The 16,838-nt window shown below is 49.8% G+C and carries 10 protein-coding genes; 1 reads left to right on the forward strand and 9 read right to left on the reverse strand.

The features are described from left to right. Positions 1 to 126 precede the first annotated feature (126 nt). The 5 genes from TBC1_RS03520 to TBC1_RS03535 form a co-directional block, all read right to left on the reverse strand. Entirely contained in the window at positions 127 to 2,988 is a 2,862-nt protein-coding gene (locus tag TBC1_RS03520; protein ID WP_062038587.1) for a PD-(D/E)XK nuclease family protein, read from the reverse strand. Further along, positions 2,985 to 3,734: a nucleotidyltransferase family protein gene (locus tag TBC1_RS03525; RefSeq protein WP_062038590.1), complete on the reverse strand. Its 750-nt coding sequence runs from the start codon at positions 3,732 to 3,734 to the stop codon at positions 2,985 to 2,987. The genes TBC1_RS03520 and TBC1_RS03525 overlap by 4 nt, the downstream gene beginning before the upstream one ends. Next, positions 3,731 to 4,111, reverse strand: a complete 381-nt coding sequence (locus tag TBC1_RS03530; protein WP_062038593.1) for a hypothetical protein — start codon at positions 4,109 to 4,111, stop codon at positions 3,731 to 3,733. Before TBC1_RS03530 ends, TBC1_RS03525 begins: the two co-directional genes overlap by 4 nt. A gap of 18 nt (positions 4,112 to 4,129) precedes the next feature. Next, a complete protein-coding gene (locus TBC1_RS18230; protein WP_262490402.1) occupies positions 4,130 to 4,258 on the reverse strand; it encodes a hypothetical protein in 129 nt (42 codons plus the stop codon). 77 nt (positions 4,259 to 4,335) lie between these two features. Then, the gene (locus TBC1_RS03535) at positions 4,336 to 5,751 is read right to left on the reverse strand and encodes a RapZ C-terminal domain-containing protein (RefSeq protein WP_062038596.1); all 1,416 of its coding nucleotides are present in this window, start codon (positions 5,749 to 5,751) and stop codon (positions 4,336 to 4,338) included. Positions 5,752 to 5,927: 176 nt separating this feature from the next. On the opposite strand from TBC1_RS03535, the gene TBC1_RS03540 reads away from it, so the two are divergent. Next, a complete protein-coding gene (locus TBC1_RS03540) occupies positions 5,928 to 6,425 on the forward strand; it encodes a ferritin-like domain-containing protein (protein WP_062038599.1) in 498 nt (165 codons plus the stop codon). 186 nt (positions 6,426 to 6,611) lie between these two features. On the opposite strand, the gene TBC1_RS03545 is transcribed toward TBC1_RS03540, so the two are convergent. The 4 genes from TBC1_RS03545 to TBC1_RS03560 form a co-directional block, all read right to left on the reverse strand. Next, on the reverse strand, positions 6,612 to 7,616 hold the full coding sequence (locus tag TBC1_RS03545; protein WP_062038602.1) for a hypothetical protein: 1,005 nt from the start codon (positions 7,614 to 7,616) through the stop codon (positions 6,612 to 6,614). A 5-nt stretch (positions 7,617 to 7,621) separates the two neighbouring features. Then, on the reverse strand, positions 7,622 to 13,027 hold the full coding sequence (locus TBC1_RS03550; protein WP_062038606.1) for an Ig-like domain-containing alpha-2-macroglobulin family protein: 5,406 nt from the start codon (positions 13,025 to 13,027) through the stop codon (positions 7,622 to 7,624). 198 nt (positions 13,028 to 13,225) lie between these two features. Next, a complete protein-coding gene (locus TBC1_RS03555) occupies positions 13,226 to 13,771 on the reverse strand; it encodes a GNAT family N-acetyltransferase (RefSeq protein ID WP_062038609.1) in 546 nt (181 codons plus the stop codon). Between the two features lie 25 nt (positions 13,772 to 13,796). Continuing rightward, a complete protein-coding gene (locus TBC1_RS03560) occupies positions 13,797 to 16,826 on the reverse strand; it encodes an SPOR domain-containing protein (RefSeq protein WP_082189465.1) in 3,030 nt (1,009 codons plus the stop codon). Between the last annotated feature and the right edge of the window lie 12 nt (positions 16,827 to 16,838).

The following is a 16,838-nucleotide window of genomic DNA, read 5'->3' on the forward strand; positions in this document are numbered from 1 at the left end:
ACATAGCTCGTTTTGCTTTTCTGCTGAAAAACGGGGGTATGTCCAGGAAAAAATATCTCTGCAGAGGGTTGAAGATGCGGACAATATGCGGATGTGCCGTTTAGTATAAAAGAACTGACGATGTATTCACCATCCCTTCACCTCGTCCCTGTTGCAAATGGCTTTAAAAGGGCAGTTGCTGCAATGCTCCCTGAAAGTGGTCTGTGCGAAGGGAATCCCGGGATCGAATAGCTCTTCCAGCAGCCGGGTCAGCTCATCTTCAAAAGCTTCTGATACAGGCTGAGAGTCGTTATTCTGGAGCAACAACGGCAGATACCCGTCTTTAAGTGAGCGGAAGGTGATGATTCCGGCACTGAAATCACCCGTTGCAATATTTTCCCTTCCGGCAAGGTAGAGGTAAAATAATAACTGAAACGCTTTTTCCTTTATTTCTTTGGCGGGCGCAAACACTGCCGCGACATCATTGATTTTCAGTGATCTTGGCTCAACTTTCCCGGTTTTGTAGTCGATGATCCGGGTGTGTCCGTTTATGCGGTCGATGCGGTCGGCGGTGCCTTTCAGGGTTACGGATATTTTCCCTTGCCCGGGGGCTTCAATGGTCAGGGGGGCTGTCAGTTGTTTTTCCAGCGCGATCAGATGGTCCCCGTTGGCAGGATTGTATCCGGCTTCAACTTCCATTTCGAGGAAACGCCTGATCCATACCTCCGCGACTTTGATGATCAGCAGGTTGCGCCCTTTGGTGGTTTCTCCTCCCGGGAAGTGTTTCTGCAGGGCTTCGGCTATGGCCTGTCCCGCCTGTTGCTGCATCTGACTGTAGTCATGCTCCAGCGGGAAGCTCCCCACAAAGGGTTCAAAGAAGCGCTGAACCACTTCATGGATGATGGTACCCAGGGTGCGGAAGTCCATGGTTTCTTCAACCTCCTCAGTTTCGCCAAGCCCGAGCACATAATTGAAGTAGTATTTAAGGGAGCAGTTCAGGTATTGGGTGATCGCGGTAGGGGAGATGCCTTTTCTGGAAATGCTGATCAGTTTTTCGAGAATGGCTTCATCTTTATGCACCGTAATTTCACCGGGGGTGCCCAACTTTGCGTCGAAAGCCGGTCTGATTTCCCTGATTTGATTCAGCAGGCTGTAGGCCGGTAATTCATGCATGATCTGACTCAGAAACCTGCTCTTTTCTCCTCCGCCGAGTTCGTCGGCTTCCGCATTGTAGATCAGCCAGGCATTGGTGCAACGCTGCAGCAACCGGTAAAAATGGTAGGCGAAAACAGCCTGTTGTTCGTGGTGTGTCGGAAGCCCGAACTCACGCCTGATTTCGAACGGAATAAAGGAGTTGTGATTCCTGGCGGATGGCAGTATGTCTTCGTTGGCCGAAATCAGGATGATATTTTCGAAATCCAGCACCCGGGTTTCAAGCATCCCCATCACCTGTATTCCTTTGAGTGGTTCACCGTAGAAAGCTACCGGACTGGCTGCCGCCGATTCCCGGAACAGGGTGTGCAGGGTGCGCAGTTCACCGATATATTCTGCCTGGCCGGTGAAAATCTGTAGCCTGTTGATTATTAATGCAATATTGTAGAGTATTTCATTCTCGGCCTGATTTATCTTTCGTTCTTTCTCTGCGCCTGACGTCAGCCCGCTTTTCAGGGTATTGATGATTCCGGCAAGCTGTTGCGTGAAACCATAAACGGAAGCGGGCTTTTTCATCAGCAGATGCAGCAGTTCGCCCAGACTGTTTGTTTCACCGCTGTCTGCCTTAAGGTCAGAAATTCCGATAAAAGGCTTGTTGCTGTTCCGGATGTTTGCGATGATGGAGGTCAGCGCCTGGTGGCCGGCCAGGTATTGTATGTAGCTGTGCTGCAGTACTGCCAGCAGATGACGGAAATAAAACCGGGGTTCACCGGCTGTTCTCCCTTCAGTTGCATGCACATGCATTTCAATTATGCTGTCGAACAGGTTGTAAACCGGCGATTGCTGTAGCGGGAAGCCCATGGTGATATTGAAATCGCCTGCTTCCGGAGGTATGGCGTTGAGCAGTGGAAGCAGCAGGGATTCGTCGGCCAGCACCACTGCCGTTTTGTTGAGGATAGCCGGGTCTCCCGTTTCCGTGAGATTTCTGAGAATGCTTCCGGCCAGGTTGGCCTGTGCGGTGAAACGTGGCACCCCTGCTATGGTGATATTCCGTGCGGATGTTTTAAAATAGTCGGTGATTTCATCAAATCTGCCCAGGTCCCGGTCTTCCCTGTATTTTCTGAGAAATAGTCCGGCTTCCTGATGGGCATTTTCCAGGTAGTAAGCGTCAGCGTCCCACAGGATTTCAGCTTTTTCAGCTTTGATAAAATACCGGATCATCGTGCGTTGCGCAGGCGTTAGTGCATTGAATCCGGCAAAGATGATATGATTCCATTGAACAGCATCGCAGTAAGCTTCAGGCGTTTCAGCAATGGTACGGCAGGCAAGTCCGTGATAGGCATTTTTTCTGCCGAGCAGATCCCGGGTGTATTCTTGATAATAAGCAGTCAGCGAATTGAAGAATCTGAGGTATTTTGATTCAAAGTCCGTGAGCGGGCGTTGATCCATGTTCCAGAGCGTCATGGCTTTGGATTCGCTCAGGTAGGTAAACAAAGTGTCCGGTTTGATCAGGTACTGGTCAATGTCTTCGAAATCACGGATCAGCCCGCGTCCCCAGCCGTAAAATCCGTCGAAGTCCGAAGCGGCACTGCCTTCGGTTTTCCGGTGTGCTTCATACAGCGTGGTCATCAGTTCCAGTGGATCGGCTACCTGAAGCCCGGAGAGCCTGGCGGCAAAATCCTCCATAGAAAAGATGGATGGCGCCCACACCGGGGCTCCTCCGGCCGGGACCAGATGACGCTTCAGGAAGAGTCCGGCCCTGCGGTTGGGAAGGACGATACACAGGCGCTGTCCCAGACCGGGGTGCTTTTCGCGGATATGAAGGGCAAGTTTTTCAAGAAACGGCTGATGCATCATGCTGGATTTCTATCGCTAAAAGTAATCAGTTTTGCTATCTCACCGGCCTGTTTCAGGCTTTCCGGCTTTCCGGCGTCCGCCCATAGTTGACTTTCGTCAAGGTAACCTGTAATGAGATTATTTCCGGCCAGCGCAAGATAGGTGTCGATGATGGAGAATCTGCCTTTTGTCCGGATAAGCGGGAATATTTCCGGATTAATCACATGTATGCCGCTGAAGGCCAGTTGTATAAGTGAAGTAGAACCAGCACGGGCCATGCGCTGTTCGCCGGTTTTCAGGTTTTCCCATCCGGAAAGACGCAATTTTTGGTCGAAAAGCAGATAGCGGTTTGTTTCCCTTCTGCGTACCACCAGCGTGGCAAGGCTCTGCTGTTGCAGGTGCATGGCATAAAGTGCAGAGAGGTCGAGGCCGCCGATAATATCTGCGTTATACACCAGGAATGGTTGCCCGTCGCTGAAGAACCAGGATGCTTTCTGAATTCCTCCGCCCGTGTCGAGGAGCTGATCCGACTCATCTGAAATGCTGATTTCGCAGCCGAAATTCAGGTTTTTCTTAAGATAACTGATGATCATGGGTGCATGATGATGCACGTTGATGATCAATTCGTTAAATCCGGCTGCTTTCAGTTTGCGGATGGCAAATTCGAGCAGGGTGTAGGGACCGGCCTGCAGGAGCGCCTTCGGGCAGTGGTCGGTCAGCGGTTTCAGCCTGGTGCCCAGTCCGGCCGCCAGTATCATCGCTTTCATTCTGCGGGAGAATCGTCGAGTTTATAATATTTATAGTAATTCCTGAAAATCACCTTTTTGAGTTCCCGGTAGATCACCAGTTCGGCGATTACCTGCGAATGGGAAAATTCGGGATGGGCCTCCCAGGCTTTCAGGATACTCTTCTCGGGAATGTCAATCTGGTAAAGCAGGGCCATCAGCTTCTGCACGTTTCCCGTCAGCAGTCCTGAAACATGAAAATCCAGCTGATTGAATAGTTCGGTATAGGCCATATTCATGTTCAGTGGAAAATCCACATCAAGCCCGAACATGGCAAAATCCTTTCTGATTTGCTCTACGGTTTGCCTGATGACTTCGGCTTCGGCCTTAAAAGGCTCGATATCGAATGGTTCTTTCATGCATTGATAAGTTCAAAATTATAATTCCTTTGGTTTACAGACCTGCTTCTCTTTTTTTACCAGGGCACCGCATTTTTTGCATTTGTACTTTGGTTCGTTGGTATCTTTTTCTCCCTTTTTCCCTCTTTCACACATGGTCTTGCTCATGATCAATGGAATTTTTTATCTGTTGTTGTCCTTTAATATAAAAAGTTAACGGTTGACTGACTTTGGATAAACAGATTTTATGCAATCCAGTTTGCGCGTTGGGTATGATCGGGCTGTATCTGCATGCCGAATCTTTTATTCAGGTGTTTGGCAAGCTGTCCGGCGCAGTATACCGAGCGGTGCTGTCCGCCGGTGCAGCCAAAGCTTACCATCAGGTGCTGAAACCCGCGCGAAATGTAATTTTCCACGGCCTGGTCCACCAGGGTAAAGACACTGGCGAGGAAAATGCCGGTCTCAGGCTGAGCGCTGAGGTAACGGATCACCGGATCATCCTGACCGCTGAGCTTTTTGTATTCATCGAGTCTGCCCGGGTTGGGCAGGGCCCTGCAGTCGAATACAAAGCCGCCACCGTTACCTGTGGGGTCTTCAGGAATACTGTTTCTGTATGAAAAACTGTTCACACTGACTTTCAGGGCTGGTTTTGCATGGCTTCTCAGGCTTTCGCTGGTGATAAACCTGTGCAACAGTTTCTCCAGCGCAGGCATTTCAATTTCCGGATGATGATGGGTCAGCAGATGGTCGAGATTGTCGAGTGCAAAGGGAATACTTTGAAGAAAATGTTCCTTTTTCTGATAGAAGCCCCTGAAACCATAGGCGCCCAACGCCTGAAGGATGCGGATAAGCACGAATCCGTAAAAATACTTCAGGAATGATTCCCGGTCAATTTTTGTAAGCAGGGAAGCTTCCTGAATGTAAAGGTTGAGCAACTCGTCCCTGAAGATGTTGGGCAGATTGGCTTTGGCATCGAAAAGAAGTGAGGCGATGTCGTACTGCAGCGGCCCCTGCCGGCCTCCCTGGAAGTCGATAAAGAACGGATTGCCGCCGGTAATCATGATGTTGCGCGACTGAAAGTCCCTGTAAAGGAAATAATCTGAATCAGCCTGAAGCAGAAAGGATGTCAGCCGGTCGAAATCATCCTCGAGCGCCTGTTCATCAAAATTAAACCCGGAGAGCCTGACAAAATAGTATTTGAAATAATTCAGGTCCCACATCATACTTTGCCGGTCGAATGCCCGTCGCGGATAGCAGAGTGAATAATCGAGGCCATCGCCGCCGCTGATCTGAAAACGCGGGAGCCAGCGGACCACCTGCCGGTAGAGCCCTTTCACGCGTTCGGACAAGCCTTCTTCGCTGAGTATCCCGAAAAGGTTCTGATCGCCCAGGTCGGTTTGCAGGTAAGCCATTCCTGATACATCATTCAGATAGACTTCAGGTACCGGTAAGCCTTTCGCGGCAAAGTGGCGCGAAAAGGCCGTAAAGGCAATATTTTCACGTTTGTCCGGATTCCATGCACCAATAGCGGTAATGTCCTGCCCCGAAATGCGGTAATAAACACGGTCAGAGCCTGAAGCCGGCAATATTTCTGTTTTGATGGCTTCCTTTCCGCTCCATTGGTTGAAAAGGGTATTCAGTATGCTGATATTTCCGCTCATGCCGCTTGTGGATTGCTTTTTCTGATAGTGCCTGAATCCGGCTGGTCATGCAAATTTAGCGATTAATTCCGGCTTCGGTCTAAACTTTATTCGGGCCTTCATGTTTTTTATCAGGGTAATTTTGTAGGTTTGTAAGGGATTGCCTTTTGCTGCGAAACATCAAATACAATATAGTTATGGAGAACAAAAAATCTACCGAAATCCTCAAGACTGCCATTCTGATGGAGAAAAGGGGAAAGGCATTTTATGAGAAGGTTGCCGAGCAGGCATCAAGCGAAGAGGTGAAAAAAATCTTCAGCATGATGGCTGAAGAGGAACAAACGCATGTGGAATTCCTTTCAAAGCAGTTTGCAAGCTACAGCAAGGATCAGAAATTCGGGAAAATCGACCTGAAGGCCGATCCCGGTGTGGTGGAGTTGATCCTTTCGGACAATATCAGGAAGCAGATCAGTGCCGCCAGCTTTGAAGCTGCAGCCATTTCCGCAGCCATCGATATGGAAACCAAAGCCATTGAAGTATATTCGAGGCAGGCGGCAGAAGCGACAGATGTCAACGAAAAGGAGTTGTATTCCTGGCTTGCCGACTGGGAGAAGGGCCACCATAAGATTCTGCATGAACTGAATGAACAGCTGAAGGAAGACATCTGGTACGACAACCAGTTCTGGCCATTCTGAGTTTTGGATGGTATCAGCTGAGAGAAAGCGGTTTTCTCTCTGTTCTGAAGTTGACGATACCTGCCGGTTGATTGTTACCTGATGTTTTCATCATCTGTTAAGATCCATGCCGCAATTGGAAGACTTCAAAGATAAACGCCCGCCGGGACATTTTCCGGCGGGCGTTTATTATCGGGGATTCCCCTGCTACCTGTTTTTTAAATTGAACGCCGCGATCACCCCGGCAGTCATCAGCCAGGCGCCGGCTCCCGCCGCCGGGCCACCCCAAAGCGCAGCCGCGGTAATGGCGATAATCATCAGTGCAAACTCCCACCAGGCCGGCTTGATTTTTTGATAAGTGTTTCCGTAACTTTTAAAAAGCGGGGTGGTTCCGTTTTGGATAAGAAGATGTCTGTCGGAGCGGAATTCTGCATCTTTTTCCGGCCAGACGATCATCCCGGCGCTGGGAATACCGTATTTAAAAAGATACAGCCATCCGCTCTCCCTGTTTTGCAGATAGTGCCCGTATTCATGCCTGAGCAGCTTGAGCAGGGGGGATTGTCTGCCGGGTACCAGCATTTTCTCAACTACCGGTCCGCCCATATCATTCACTAAAATAAAAGATCCGAAAGTGACACCGTTGGCCATGGGGACTTTTCCCTGCATAAAAGTTGCCCCGCCCCCGGCAATGGTTTTCTCGAATAACCATACGCTGTTAAGCAGATGGGCAACGGCATTGCCGAGCAGGGTCTGGGGTTGCTCCCAGAATTGCCGGCCAAGCCCCTGCTGAATTCCCCTTAATAAAGGTTGCCCGGGTTCTATATAAAAGTTGCCTGCCAGGATGCGCAAGGCATTGTCCATGACATTCCCTTTGCCGGTTGTAACTATCCTGAGCAACCCGCTGATAAAACCCAGCATCGCGGGCACCAGGGTGATCCACAGCCAGACAAGCACCAAAACCGGTGCAATGGCAAAAATCACCCCTGTGAGTAATCCGCTCAGCACACCGGTTAACAGTCCCTGAAACATCAGGTTTTGTTTTATCTTGCCGGCTTCAACCTGTTCTTTTCCGGGAAAGTAAAAGGGCAGAAAAAGCAGGTAAAGCAATACCCAGCCTGCAATTATCAGCGTCCAGGGGGCATCAGCCAGGTCGTGCCTGAATAATTTCAGCCATTGCTGTGCATCTGTAAATACATCCATGAAGTTGATCATATCCTTTATTTTACCCTGACTTCTCCTGATCCATGGTAGGAATAATACTGTCCGTTATACATGGCATCCGCGCTTACCGGTCCCTGCTTAAAGGTTCCTTTGGAGGTTGCCCTGACCATATAATAGAATTTCTGCTGTTTGCCGCCTGCATTGACAAACAGATTGATCCTGTCGTCCCTGATATCGGTGTAGTCGGGAACCGATTGTTCTTTGGCCCAGTCAATGCCTCTGTCGGCAGTCAGGCGGGTGTTTTCCACTTCGAAACAGGCCGGCAGGATATCGGTGATCACAACATTTTCAACGGTGCTGTTGTCGTTGGTCGAAAGGGTGATTTCAACCACGATCAGGTCATTCTGCCTGATCTCATGCGGGTCGACCTGAGCACCGTTGCGGTTGAGCAAACGCCGTCTGACGGATAATACCCTGTCTTCTTCCCTGCTTTTTCCCGGCAACGGAATGCCCTCCGTTTCGAGATAATAGTATAGCGTGCCTGTGCCGCTTGTGGTAATTGTTGCTTCTGAGCCGGTTATATCCAGCGAAAGGTCATCTCCCTTGAAGGATACTGTTTGCCGGCCTTTTACAGCGATACCGGCGGAGATGCTACCGGATTTTGCTTGTCCGGCCAGCCTGCCTAATGCCAGCAGAGAGAACGCTCTTTCCTGGGTGGACATCCAGCGGGAAGCGTTCATCATCTCACCCACCTGCCGTGCAAGCATGGCAACCTGCGGATGGTCAGGATCAGCGCTTACCAGGGTATAGAGGGCCACGGCTCTGTCGCGCAATGGCGAGCTGTAACTGCCACCGTTCATTACGGCGGGTTCTGTGCTGTTATCCCAGGAGCGGGGTAAAAGATCCTCGAAACTTCTGCGGTCGCCGGCAAGGGCATAGGCACAGGCAAGCATAAAGCGGCTGTCGGTGCTCAACTCTCCCGCCATTGCCTTATAGTAGTTCATAGTGGGCAAATGCTGCTTTCCTGCCAATGCAAGTATATAGAGCGAATAGAAGGTTTCGCGGTTTGGCTGGTATCTCCGCTGCCATTGGTTGTTGCCTTCGGTTTTATAGAAATATTCTGTTACCGGTTTCTGTTTGATTTTTTCAGTGAGGTAGCGGTAGATATTGCCGGCCACAACGGGGTTGACTGTATACCCGGCATTTTCGGCTTCATAGAGGAAGTGGGCAGCATAGGCTGAGTTCCACCAATGCGCTTCTCCGCCCGAAGGCCAGGAGACAAGGCCGCCGTTGTACTGCTGAAGGGCAGCGATTTTCATGATGGCCTCGTTGATATTTTCCGCAGTATTGAATTTCCCGGCCAAATGTCCCTGCTTCAGCATCCCGGCAAGGTCGTCGAAATAGAGCTGGGGGAAGGCTGCCGAAATGGTCTGCTCGAGGCATCCATAAGGATAATTCACCAATTCGCTCAGGTTGCGGGCATAACGTCCGGCTGGTGACCGGGTGAGCAGCAGTTTTGCCGAGGCCGTTCCCTCCATGAATGCTGTCGCCGGTTTAAGTGCAACTTTCTGCCCGCCTTTTATACTTCCTGCCTCCGCTGTTTTCTCCAGACTTACAGCCGGCCTTACACCGATTTCTGTTAATTCGGTAAAGGTTTCGCCTGCCGCTGCCGCATTTACGGTAATTTCAGCCTTGCCGGTAGCCCCCCCGGCTGTAAGGGGATAGAACAGCTGCTTTTCACTGTTGGGCGGTAACCTGAATTCCGGTTCACTGAGTTTCCCTGCCTTCAGCGGGCCTGAAATCTTGATGGCCGGTTTCACGGTCATCGGTTTATCTGTGGTATTGGTAAAGGTTACCATTATTTCTGCCTCGTCAGCGGGACTGAGAAAGCGGGGAAGCGAACTGCTGATCACCAACGGGTCGGCAATCCTGATCTGCTTTTCACCGGATCCAAACTGCTTTTCCGTGTAGGCAAGGGCCATCACCCTGACAGCTCCTGAAAACTGCGGGATGCTGATGTTAAAAACCACCTCTCCCCTGGCATCTGCTTTTTTTATGCCACTCCAGAGCGATAGCAGTTTAACCCGTTTCGAAGTAAGCGGGTTCAGCCGTTTGCCAATATCGAAGCCCCGGTCGCCGCCGATTGCCGATCTGCCGCCTGACAATTCGGGAAACAGTTCGTCAAAAAGGTCGTAAGGGATTACTTCTAGCGCTCTTTTTTGGTAAAAATAGTGATAAGGGTCTGGCGTTTTATAATCCGTTATCTGCAGAATTCCCTCATCCACCACAGCAATGGTAACTTCGGCATGGGGGGCGGTTTTTATCCTTACCTGCTGTTTTACTTTTGAGCGCAATTTTGCGGGAGCCTCAATGGAAACGCTTAGCCTGCGGTTGGGCAGGTCAACCTTTACGCTGGAATATCCGTGAGCAACGGTGAGCGGCAGGCCCGAATTGTCGGTTTTCCTGATCAGTGTCGCGCTGACATATACATTGGGCATAAATGCTTCACTGATTTTCAGATTAAGGGTAGCGCCCCCGCCGGAGGCTTGCAGGGAATGGTGCTCCAGCACTTTATCCTGTTCGATGGTTACCAGCAACTCGCCGTCAAATGGTGTTTTGAATAGCACCTTAGCCAGATCTCCCGGTTTGTATTGCTCCAGGTCGGTTTCTATGCCGATCTCGCCTTCGCGGTTCACATAAAAGGATGAACTCCCCGCATCGCCCCACCCATAGGCGTAAAAGCCCTCGGCTACATAGTTGGGGCTGCCGGTATTGCTGACCCTGACCTGATATTCTCCGGAAAGCGGTGGAGAATACTGGAATGTGTAGCCTTGTAAAGGAATGGTGACTTCCCTCGAAAATACAATGCTTTCTTTTTTCTGTGAGCGGTAACTGGTCTGGCCATAGTTACGTTCGAGCACTGTTTCCCATTTCAGGTGAACGATTTCAATCCTGACTCCGCCACCGGCAGGCTTTTCGGCACGGTTGAGCGACAGCAGACTGATGTTGATGGGTTTTTGTGTTGAAACCCAGCCTGGTAAGCGTTTAATGCCGGGGAAATATTCCTGGGTCAGGATTTCTGCAGGTGTGTAACGGTTGACTGGCCGGCCGGTTTCATCAAAAACGGTTGTGAACAATCTGGCTTCGAGAATGCCAATGTTCTGATGACCGGGCAGATTGAACTGATGTGCCAGTTTTCCATCGGGTCCCGTTACTCCTTCGTTCACCTGATTTTCGATATAAATGTCAGCAGGCGTGAAAATATTGAAGTTGAAATCGGGATATTTTGCAGGATTGAATGCCTTGCGGCTGATGCGCAGTTCATTTTCCACCTTGCGGCCGGAGGCCGGAGGGCCGAACAGATTGGTTGCAGTTATACCGGCAGTAAGCCTTTCCCCCGGTTTGTAGACTTCTTTATCCGTTTTAACGTCTACCCTGATCCTGTCGGGCATAAAATCTTCGACCGCGATCCGGTAACTGCCCATCAGCACATCGTTCGATGCAAGCATCTCAATAACATAAGTTCCGGTGAGCGCAGCGGCCGGCAGGCTGAAATTCAGCGTTGCCGCCCCGTTTTTATTCAGCATGGCGCGCCTTACCATAAAATCGCGGCCATCAGGCGCCATTATCCTGAATTTTACCGGAAGTTCCCGAATGGTTTCCCATTTAAAACTGCGGACAATTGCATTGCAGAAAACGGAATCTCCGGGCCGGTAAAGGTTCCGGTCGCCGTAAAAGAATACATCGTATTTAAGTCCGGCTGTTCTTTTACCTCCGGCATCGAAACGGGAGGTTTCAACGGTTGACCGGTCAAAGAGCAAAACATTGAAGTCCTGGTCTTTCCTGGCGGAGATCATGGTGACGGTGAAGCCAGGGATGGTTTTCTGCATATCCCTGAAGATGGCGGTTCCATCAGCACCGGTAGTTACCTGGTGTACCATCTGGTTGTTGCGGCTGATAAACCGGATGGTAACCCCCTCAACCGGACCGGCGGTGGCAATGGAACGGGCGGCTACAAAAATTTCATCAACACCCTGGCGCACGATAAGGCCGATGTCTGAAACCGACACCAGCTGAACATCGATCAACCACGATTTCTCAACAGATTCGGCCTTGATCAGGTAAAGCCCTTTGGCATCGGCCGTCAATTCCAGTTCTTCCGGCTTCAGATTAAGCAGCCTGATGTTGCCTTTACGGGGAAGTGCGCGTGTATCAATCTCGCGGGTCGAAATTACCTTCCCGTAATTTTCGTCCAGACTGTAACCGTATGAGTCGTAATAATTATCGTCCTCGTAATACCAGTTCCAGCTTTTCCCGTTGCGCATAAAATGCTGGATGTTGTTCTCAAATACCTTAAATACGGTAATTTTAATTTTCGGGATATTGATGATGTTCAGCCCGAGGTTGCGGGCACCTGCCGGGGTCAGGTACAGGCTGTTCTGGTCGCTGAATGCGAGATATGGCTGCAGGGCGCCGAATGTGACGGTGTATTTCTGATCACTGCCCAGTTCCGGTCCGAAAATGCCCCTGATCTTACCCGACACGGAAAGTTCAACAGTGGCACCGTCGGCGAAGTTGCCTTTCAGCGCAAAGCCGTTGCCGATGGAGTTCAGTTCAAAGGGGATTTCAGGATTTACCTTCAGAAGCCCTTTCATTCCCTGTATCACCACCGGTTGGGAGGTGAATACGCGGATCACCCCTTCGCCCTCCTCATAATCGGCCACAACACCCGAAATCTCAAGCCTGTCGCGGGGAGGAACAGACAGGGCTGTTGAAAGTTCTTCCGGGTTGATGCGGTCTGAGCCTTTGCATTGTATGCCTTTGCCCATTAGGATGGTAATTTCACCTTCAGGTGCGGTTCCGCTGTTGACGGGGATGGCCAGCTCTACTTCAGCCGGATTTTCCCTGCTGATCACATCAAACATCAGGGATTGGTCGTTATTTCTGACTGAGAGGAAACTGCGGATGTTGCCCGGCTCGATTTCGTAATTAAAAACAATGATCATCCTTAGCTGAACCTGCCCGGGATCCGCCTCACTCACACCCCAGTAGGCATAGGCCTGATCTATGGCAAGATAAGGCGTGTGAAACCGGATCTCCTCATCTGCAGGATTGTATTTCTTTTCGCCGAATTTCGACAATTCTTTGGTAAGCGTGGCCGTGTAGTCGGTGTTTGGTGCAAACGGCACTGCAGGTGAAAATACAAGTTGCCGTGCCGAAGTCCATTTAAACCGCCCGGGAATAGCGGGGGTAATCTTTATGTATTCCGCAGAGTCCCACCGGTTGAATACGGAATCAACGGCAAGGTCACGGTTAAAATTGAATTCCAGGTTCTGGTACTGATCAATCTGCTGATCGAAATTCGTTGACTCAACCCTAAGCAGGTTGCCCGGCCCGCAGGCAGAGATCAGGATAATAAATGACCAGGACAAATGGCGGAGAATACTGTTGGTTAAGGACATATCCGGAATGTTTTTTGTAAAACCTGACAGATATAGTTGAGAGTGTATCTGATAATACGGCAATTGGCTAATTTACAACAAAATTTTTCTGGTAATGAGATTTATCGGGATGGTAATTTATTCTTGTTTTCGCCTCTGATACCTGTCTAATTCTATTTTAAGTCATGGTATTACAAACGGTGAGCTGTTTTTCGGGCGTCAATCCCCGTGCCCGAAAATTGCATAGCAAACCAGGTCTTTGTATTTTCCCCAGTGAAGGATATGTGATTTAAGGGTAGCTTCGTAATGCATGCCGGCTTTTTCCATTACGCGTCCGGAAGCCGGATTGCCGGCGAAATGGTTTGCTGTTACCTTATGCAGGTGCAGCGTGTTAAACGCAAAATCCAGCACTGCCTTTACCGCCTCTGTGCAATAGCCCTGATTCCAGAACTCTTCGCCAATCCAGTAGCCAAGTTCTGCAAGTTTGTAATGCAGTTGCATTGAAAGCCCGATGGCGCCGATCAGTTGACCGTTATGTTTGAGTGTGATGGCAAAAACAGCTGACTTTCCTTCCTCAAACTCCTTTTCATGCGTGGCGATCCAGGCTTCGGCCATTCCGTCGAGATAGGGGAAAGGCATGGCAAGGGTATTGGATGCAACGGCTTCGCGACCGGCCATTCGTTGAACGTCTTTTGCATCCTCCGCGCTGAATCTTCTGAGTATAATTCTGGCGGTTGTAATCTCCGGATAGGCTTTCTTTTGCATGGTCTATTGAAATAGGCAAAATGTATTATCTGGTTTCGGATTTTCCAATCTGCGCTGCAATGCCCTTGCTATTCAGGATTCCGGCCTCTTTCAGCGCATCCTGCCGCTTACTGAAGTATCCCAGCCTCACTTTATACAAACCTTTCTCCATGATAATTCCACACGGCGCTTCTGTATGACCGCAAACTTTCATTTTTAATTTTTCTGCACTGCCGGGATTACCAAAAGCGCCGCACTGAACATAATAAATGCCTGCGGCCGGATTGATATCCCCCTCAATAACTTCAGGTTGCGGTTTTTGGGCTGTTTCTCCCGGCTCCACGGGTTTCTGTTTGCCTGATGTCTCATCGGGTTCTGAAATTGGAGGAATGGTATCAGGCTGAATGGCAATAACATCTGGTGCTCCTGCAGGATTTTCATCAGCAGGATAATGTTCAGCGGCCCCCGTCTCTTCGCCTGTCGGAATTGGCAAGGCTGATGTGAGCGTAAAACTGATATCATCGGCAATATCTCCGTATTTATATGGTACGATTTCAAATTCAATAGCGGGCGGATTGCTGATCAATCCCAGCCTGCTGAGTTGTATCGTGTCAATGGTGGCGGTATACCTGCCCGGAGCCAGACCCAGGAAGGTATAAAATCCGTCCTGTTCCGAGAGAATTCTGCCTGCCATTCTACCTGCCGAATCTGAAACATTGATGATAATCCTGCCCAACCCTTTTTCCTGTGCGCCGTCTTTCAGATAAATCATCCCGTTGACTTCACCCATGACCTTTACCGGAATATAAACCCTCTTGAACTGGTTGGGATCTGCATAGACGCTTATTTTTTTATCCTCAATCTGCCAGGCGATATTTTCCAGTGTATTGTCATCGATTTCAAGCAGGTAAGATGCAAACGGTTCCAGTTCAATGATGCGGATAAGTGTATCGCCTCTGTCATTGAGTATTCTGCCGCCATTGATTCTGACATTCAGCCCTTCAATGACAGCTTCTCCGGCATCGCGTTTTTCGTTGTGATTCATATCAAGGAAAGGCTCAATGGTGATGCCGGCGCGGCCGATTTTTGAACGGCTGTCGGCAAGCACTGCGCCGTTCCCGCTGCCAAAGGCAAAACTACCCCTTGCACTTTCGGTGGTATACAGGCGTTTGTTGGCTATCCTTGCTGAAGCTGAGGTCTGGGCAAAATTCAGGTCGTATCTGAATGCCAGTTCCACACTCCGGTAAACCGAGCGGATATTCTCTTCATAAATAAGTGAGAGATGGGCTTTTTGTGAGAAAGTATGTTCCAGTTCTGCTTTTAACGAAACAAGCTTCTTGTTTGTAATGTCAAGCTGGGCCTGGGGCCTGAAGTTGGTGTTGCGCCCCATCCTTAATCCAAGTGAAATATTGGAGTAAATGTAAGGACTGCCTTTGGTGATCCAGGTTGCGAATCCGGAGACATTCGCACTTACATTCCCGAAATAGGAGGATAACATTGCTTCGGCAGATGAAAAGGTGAGATGTTCCAGCACATTCTGCCTGAATCCTACCTTGGCAAAACTACGGAAGGTTCCCAGCCTGACCGGCATGGAAAGGCTTGCTTTCCGCTCCTCAAGGTAATTGAAGCTGATGGCTTGCTGACCGGGCGCATAGCGGGTGTAATCCAGTTCCATAATCAGACTGGAAGGCAGGCGGTAATTCAGCAGGCCGCGGGTTCTGACTCCATGGGCATATTCTCCGGTAAACATAAAATTTTTCAGGAAGCGTAATGAAGTATTCAGGAACGGGATGGAACTGCCGCTCCTGACTGAAGAAAGGTACTCAATACCCCCGCCAACCGTTAAATTCCGGTGAATCCCGACGCCTGCTTCGGTACGGGTATAAAGCGCATTGGTTGTGTCCCTGACGATACCGCTGCTGACGTTATACTCAAGTGTACCTTTAGGAAGAAAGTTATAGGGAATATTCAGGGTTTGTTCCCGGATTCTTTCTTCTCCCCATGGTCCGTAAAACTTCAGGGTAATCTCGGAAATGCCGTAAACCAGCGGAACTTCAAAACTGAAAAATCCCGAAGCATCGGCCGTGGTAAAATCAACGATCACATTGTTGATAAACAGTTCAACCGTCCATCCGGGTTCAGTATAGTCGCTCAGCAGGTAGCTGCCGAATGATTTTCTGAAAGTGGTGGGGGTATTGGTCGCCGAAACGCCAATCACCGGAGCGTAAATAGAGGAGATAGAACGGGGTTGTATCTTTCCGGCCGTTATTTGCCTGACGGCCCGGGCGTCATTATTGGCCCAGCGCCATCTGTATTGTTGCTGCCGCTCTTCGAATCCTGCGCGGCTGGAGTAGTTAAGTATGATATTGGTTTCGCCGCCCAGCAGTTCAGCGCCCATGCCCAGGCTGGCCCGGGTATCGCTTCTGCCTCCTTCGATCTGCGACGAGATCACTGACCAGTCAACCATTCCTCCCCTTGCCGGATGATATTGTCTTTTGAGGGTGGTGTCCACGGTAACTTCCCCTTTCAGGCGGTTTACGTTTTTACGCATCGTGGCCAGTCTCAGTTCCTTGATGATGGGCAATTCATGGTGTGTCTTCAGTTCTATGGACATTGACCTGAAATTAAAATTCAGGTTAAGGCCGAAAATCTTTCCGAAGACATCGGTTCGCATGTACAGCCCGTCAGCTGTCCTTAAAAGGTTTGTTTTGTCAAGCGGGTATTTTTCGTTGCCAACGGTTGCGGTTTGTCCTGTATAGGAAATGAGATACCGGTTCTGCTCATTCAGGAAAAAGCCGCTCACCGAATCATAATTTTTTGATAGCTCGTGGTTAATTTTCAGAAAACCGAAAAGCCCGCCAACCGGAAGATATAGCTTGTCATTCATGTAAATGGCATCCATTTCAAACCCGCCTATCCCCTGAATCATCAGAAAAATTCCGATCTCATCGTATTCAGGCTCTTCCTGCGCCATGGCATTGAATATGGTTACAAAGGTCAGCATCAGCGCAACCGCCGCCCTTTTCCATAAGACCGGCCGGGGTCGGGTATTTGTGCTGTTGCGGGGTAGTGTCATTGCCGGATCAGC

Source organism: Lentimicrobium saccharophilum (assembly GCF_001192835.1).
Classification (GTDB): Bacteria; Bacteroidota; Bacteroidia; order Bacteroidales; family Lentimicrobiaceae; genus Lentimicrobium; species Lentimicrobium saccharophilum.

Excerpts from the sequence above, each read along its gene's own strand:
- TBC1_RS03525 (WP_062038590.1), bottom strand. The coding sequence starts at position 3,734 with ATGAAAGCGATGATACTGGCGGCCGGACTGGGCACCAGGCTGAAACCG.
- TBC1_RS03530 (WP_062038593.1), bottom strand. The coding sequence starts at position 4,111 with ATGAAAGAACCATTCGATATCGAGCCTTTTAAGGCCGAAGCCGAAGTC.
- TBC1_RS03560 (WP_082189465.1), bottom strand. The coding sequence starts at position 16,826 with ATGACACTACCCCGCAACAGCACAAATACCCGACCCCGGCCGGTCTTA.
- TBC1_RS03540 (WP_062038599.1), top strand. The coding sequence starts at position 5,928 with ATGGAGAACAAAAAATCTACCGAAATCCTCAAGACTGCCATTCTGATG.
- TBC1_RS03520 (WP_062038587.1), bottom strand. The coding sequence starts at position 2,988 with ATGATGCATCAGCCGTTTCTTGAAAAACTTGCCCTTCATATCCGCGAA.
- TBC1_RS03535 (WP_062038596.1), bottom strand. The coding sequence starts at position 5,751 with ATGAGCGGAAATATCAGCATACTGAATACCCTTTTCAACCAATGGAGC.
- TBC1_RS03550 (WP_062038606.1), bottom strand. The coding sequence starts at position 13,027 with ATGTCCTTAACCAACAGTATTCTCCGCCATTTGTCCTGGTCATTTATT.
- TBC1_RS18230 (WP_262490402.1), bottom strand. The coding sequence starts at position 4,258 with ATGAGCAAGACCATGTGTGAAAGAGGGAAAAAGGGAGAAAAAGATACC.
- TBC1_RS03545 (WP_062038602.1), bottom strand. The coding sequence starts at position 7,616 with ATGATCAACTTCATGGATGTATTTACAGATGCACAGCAATGGCTGAAA.
- TBC1_RS03555 (WP_062038609.1), bottom strand. The coding sequence starts at position 13,771 with ATGCAAAAGAAAGCCTATCCGGAGATTACAACCGCCAGAATTATACTC.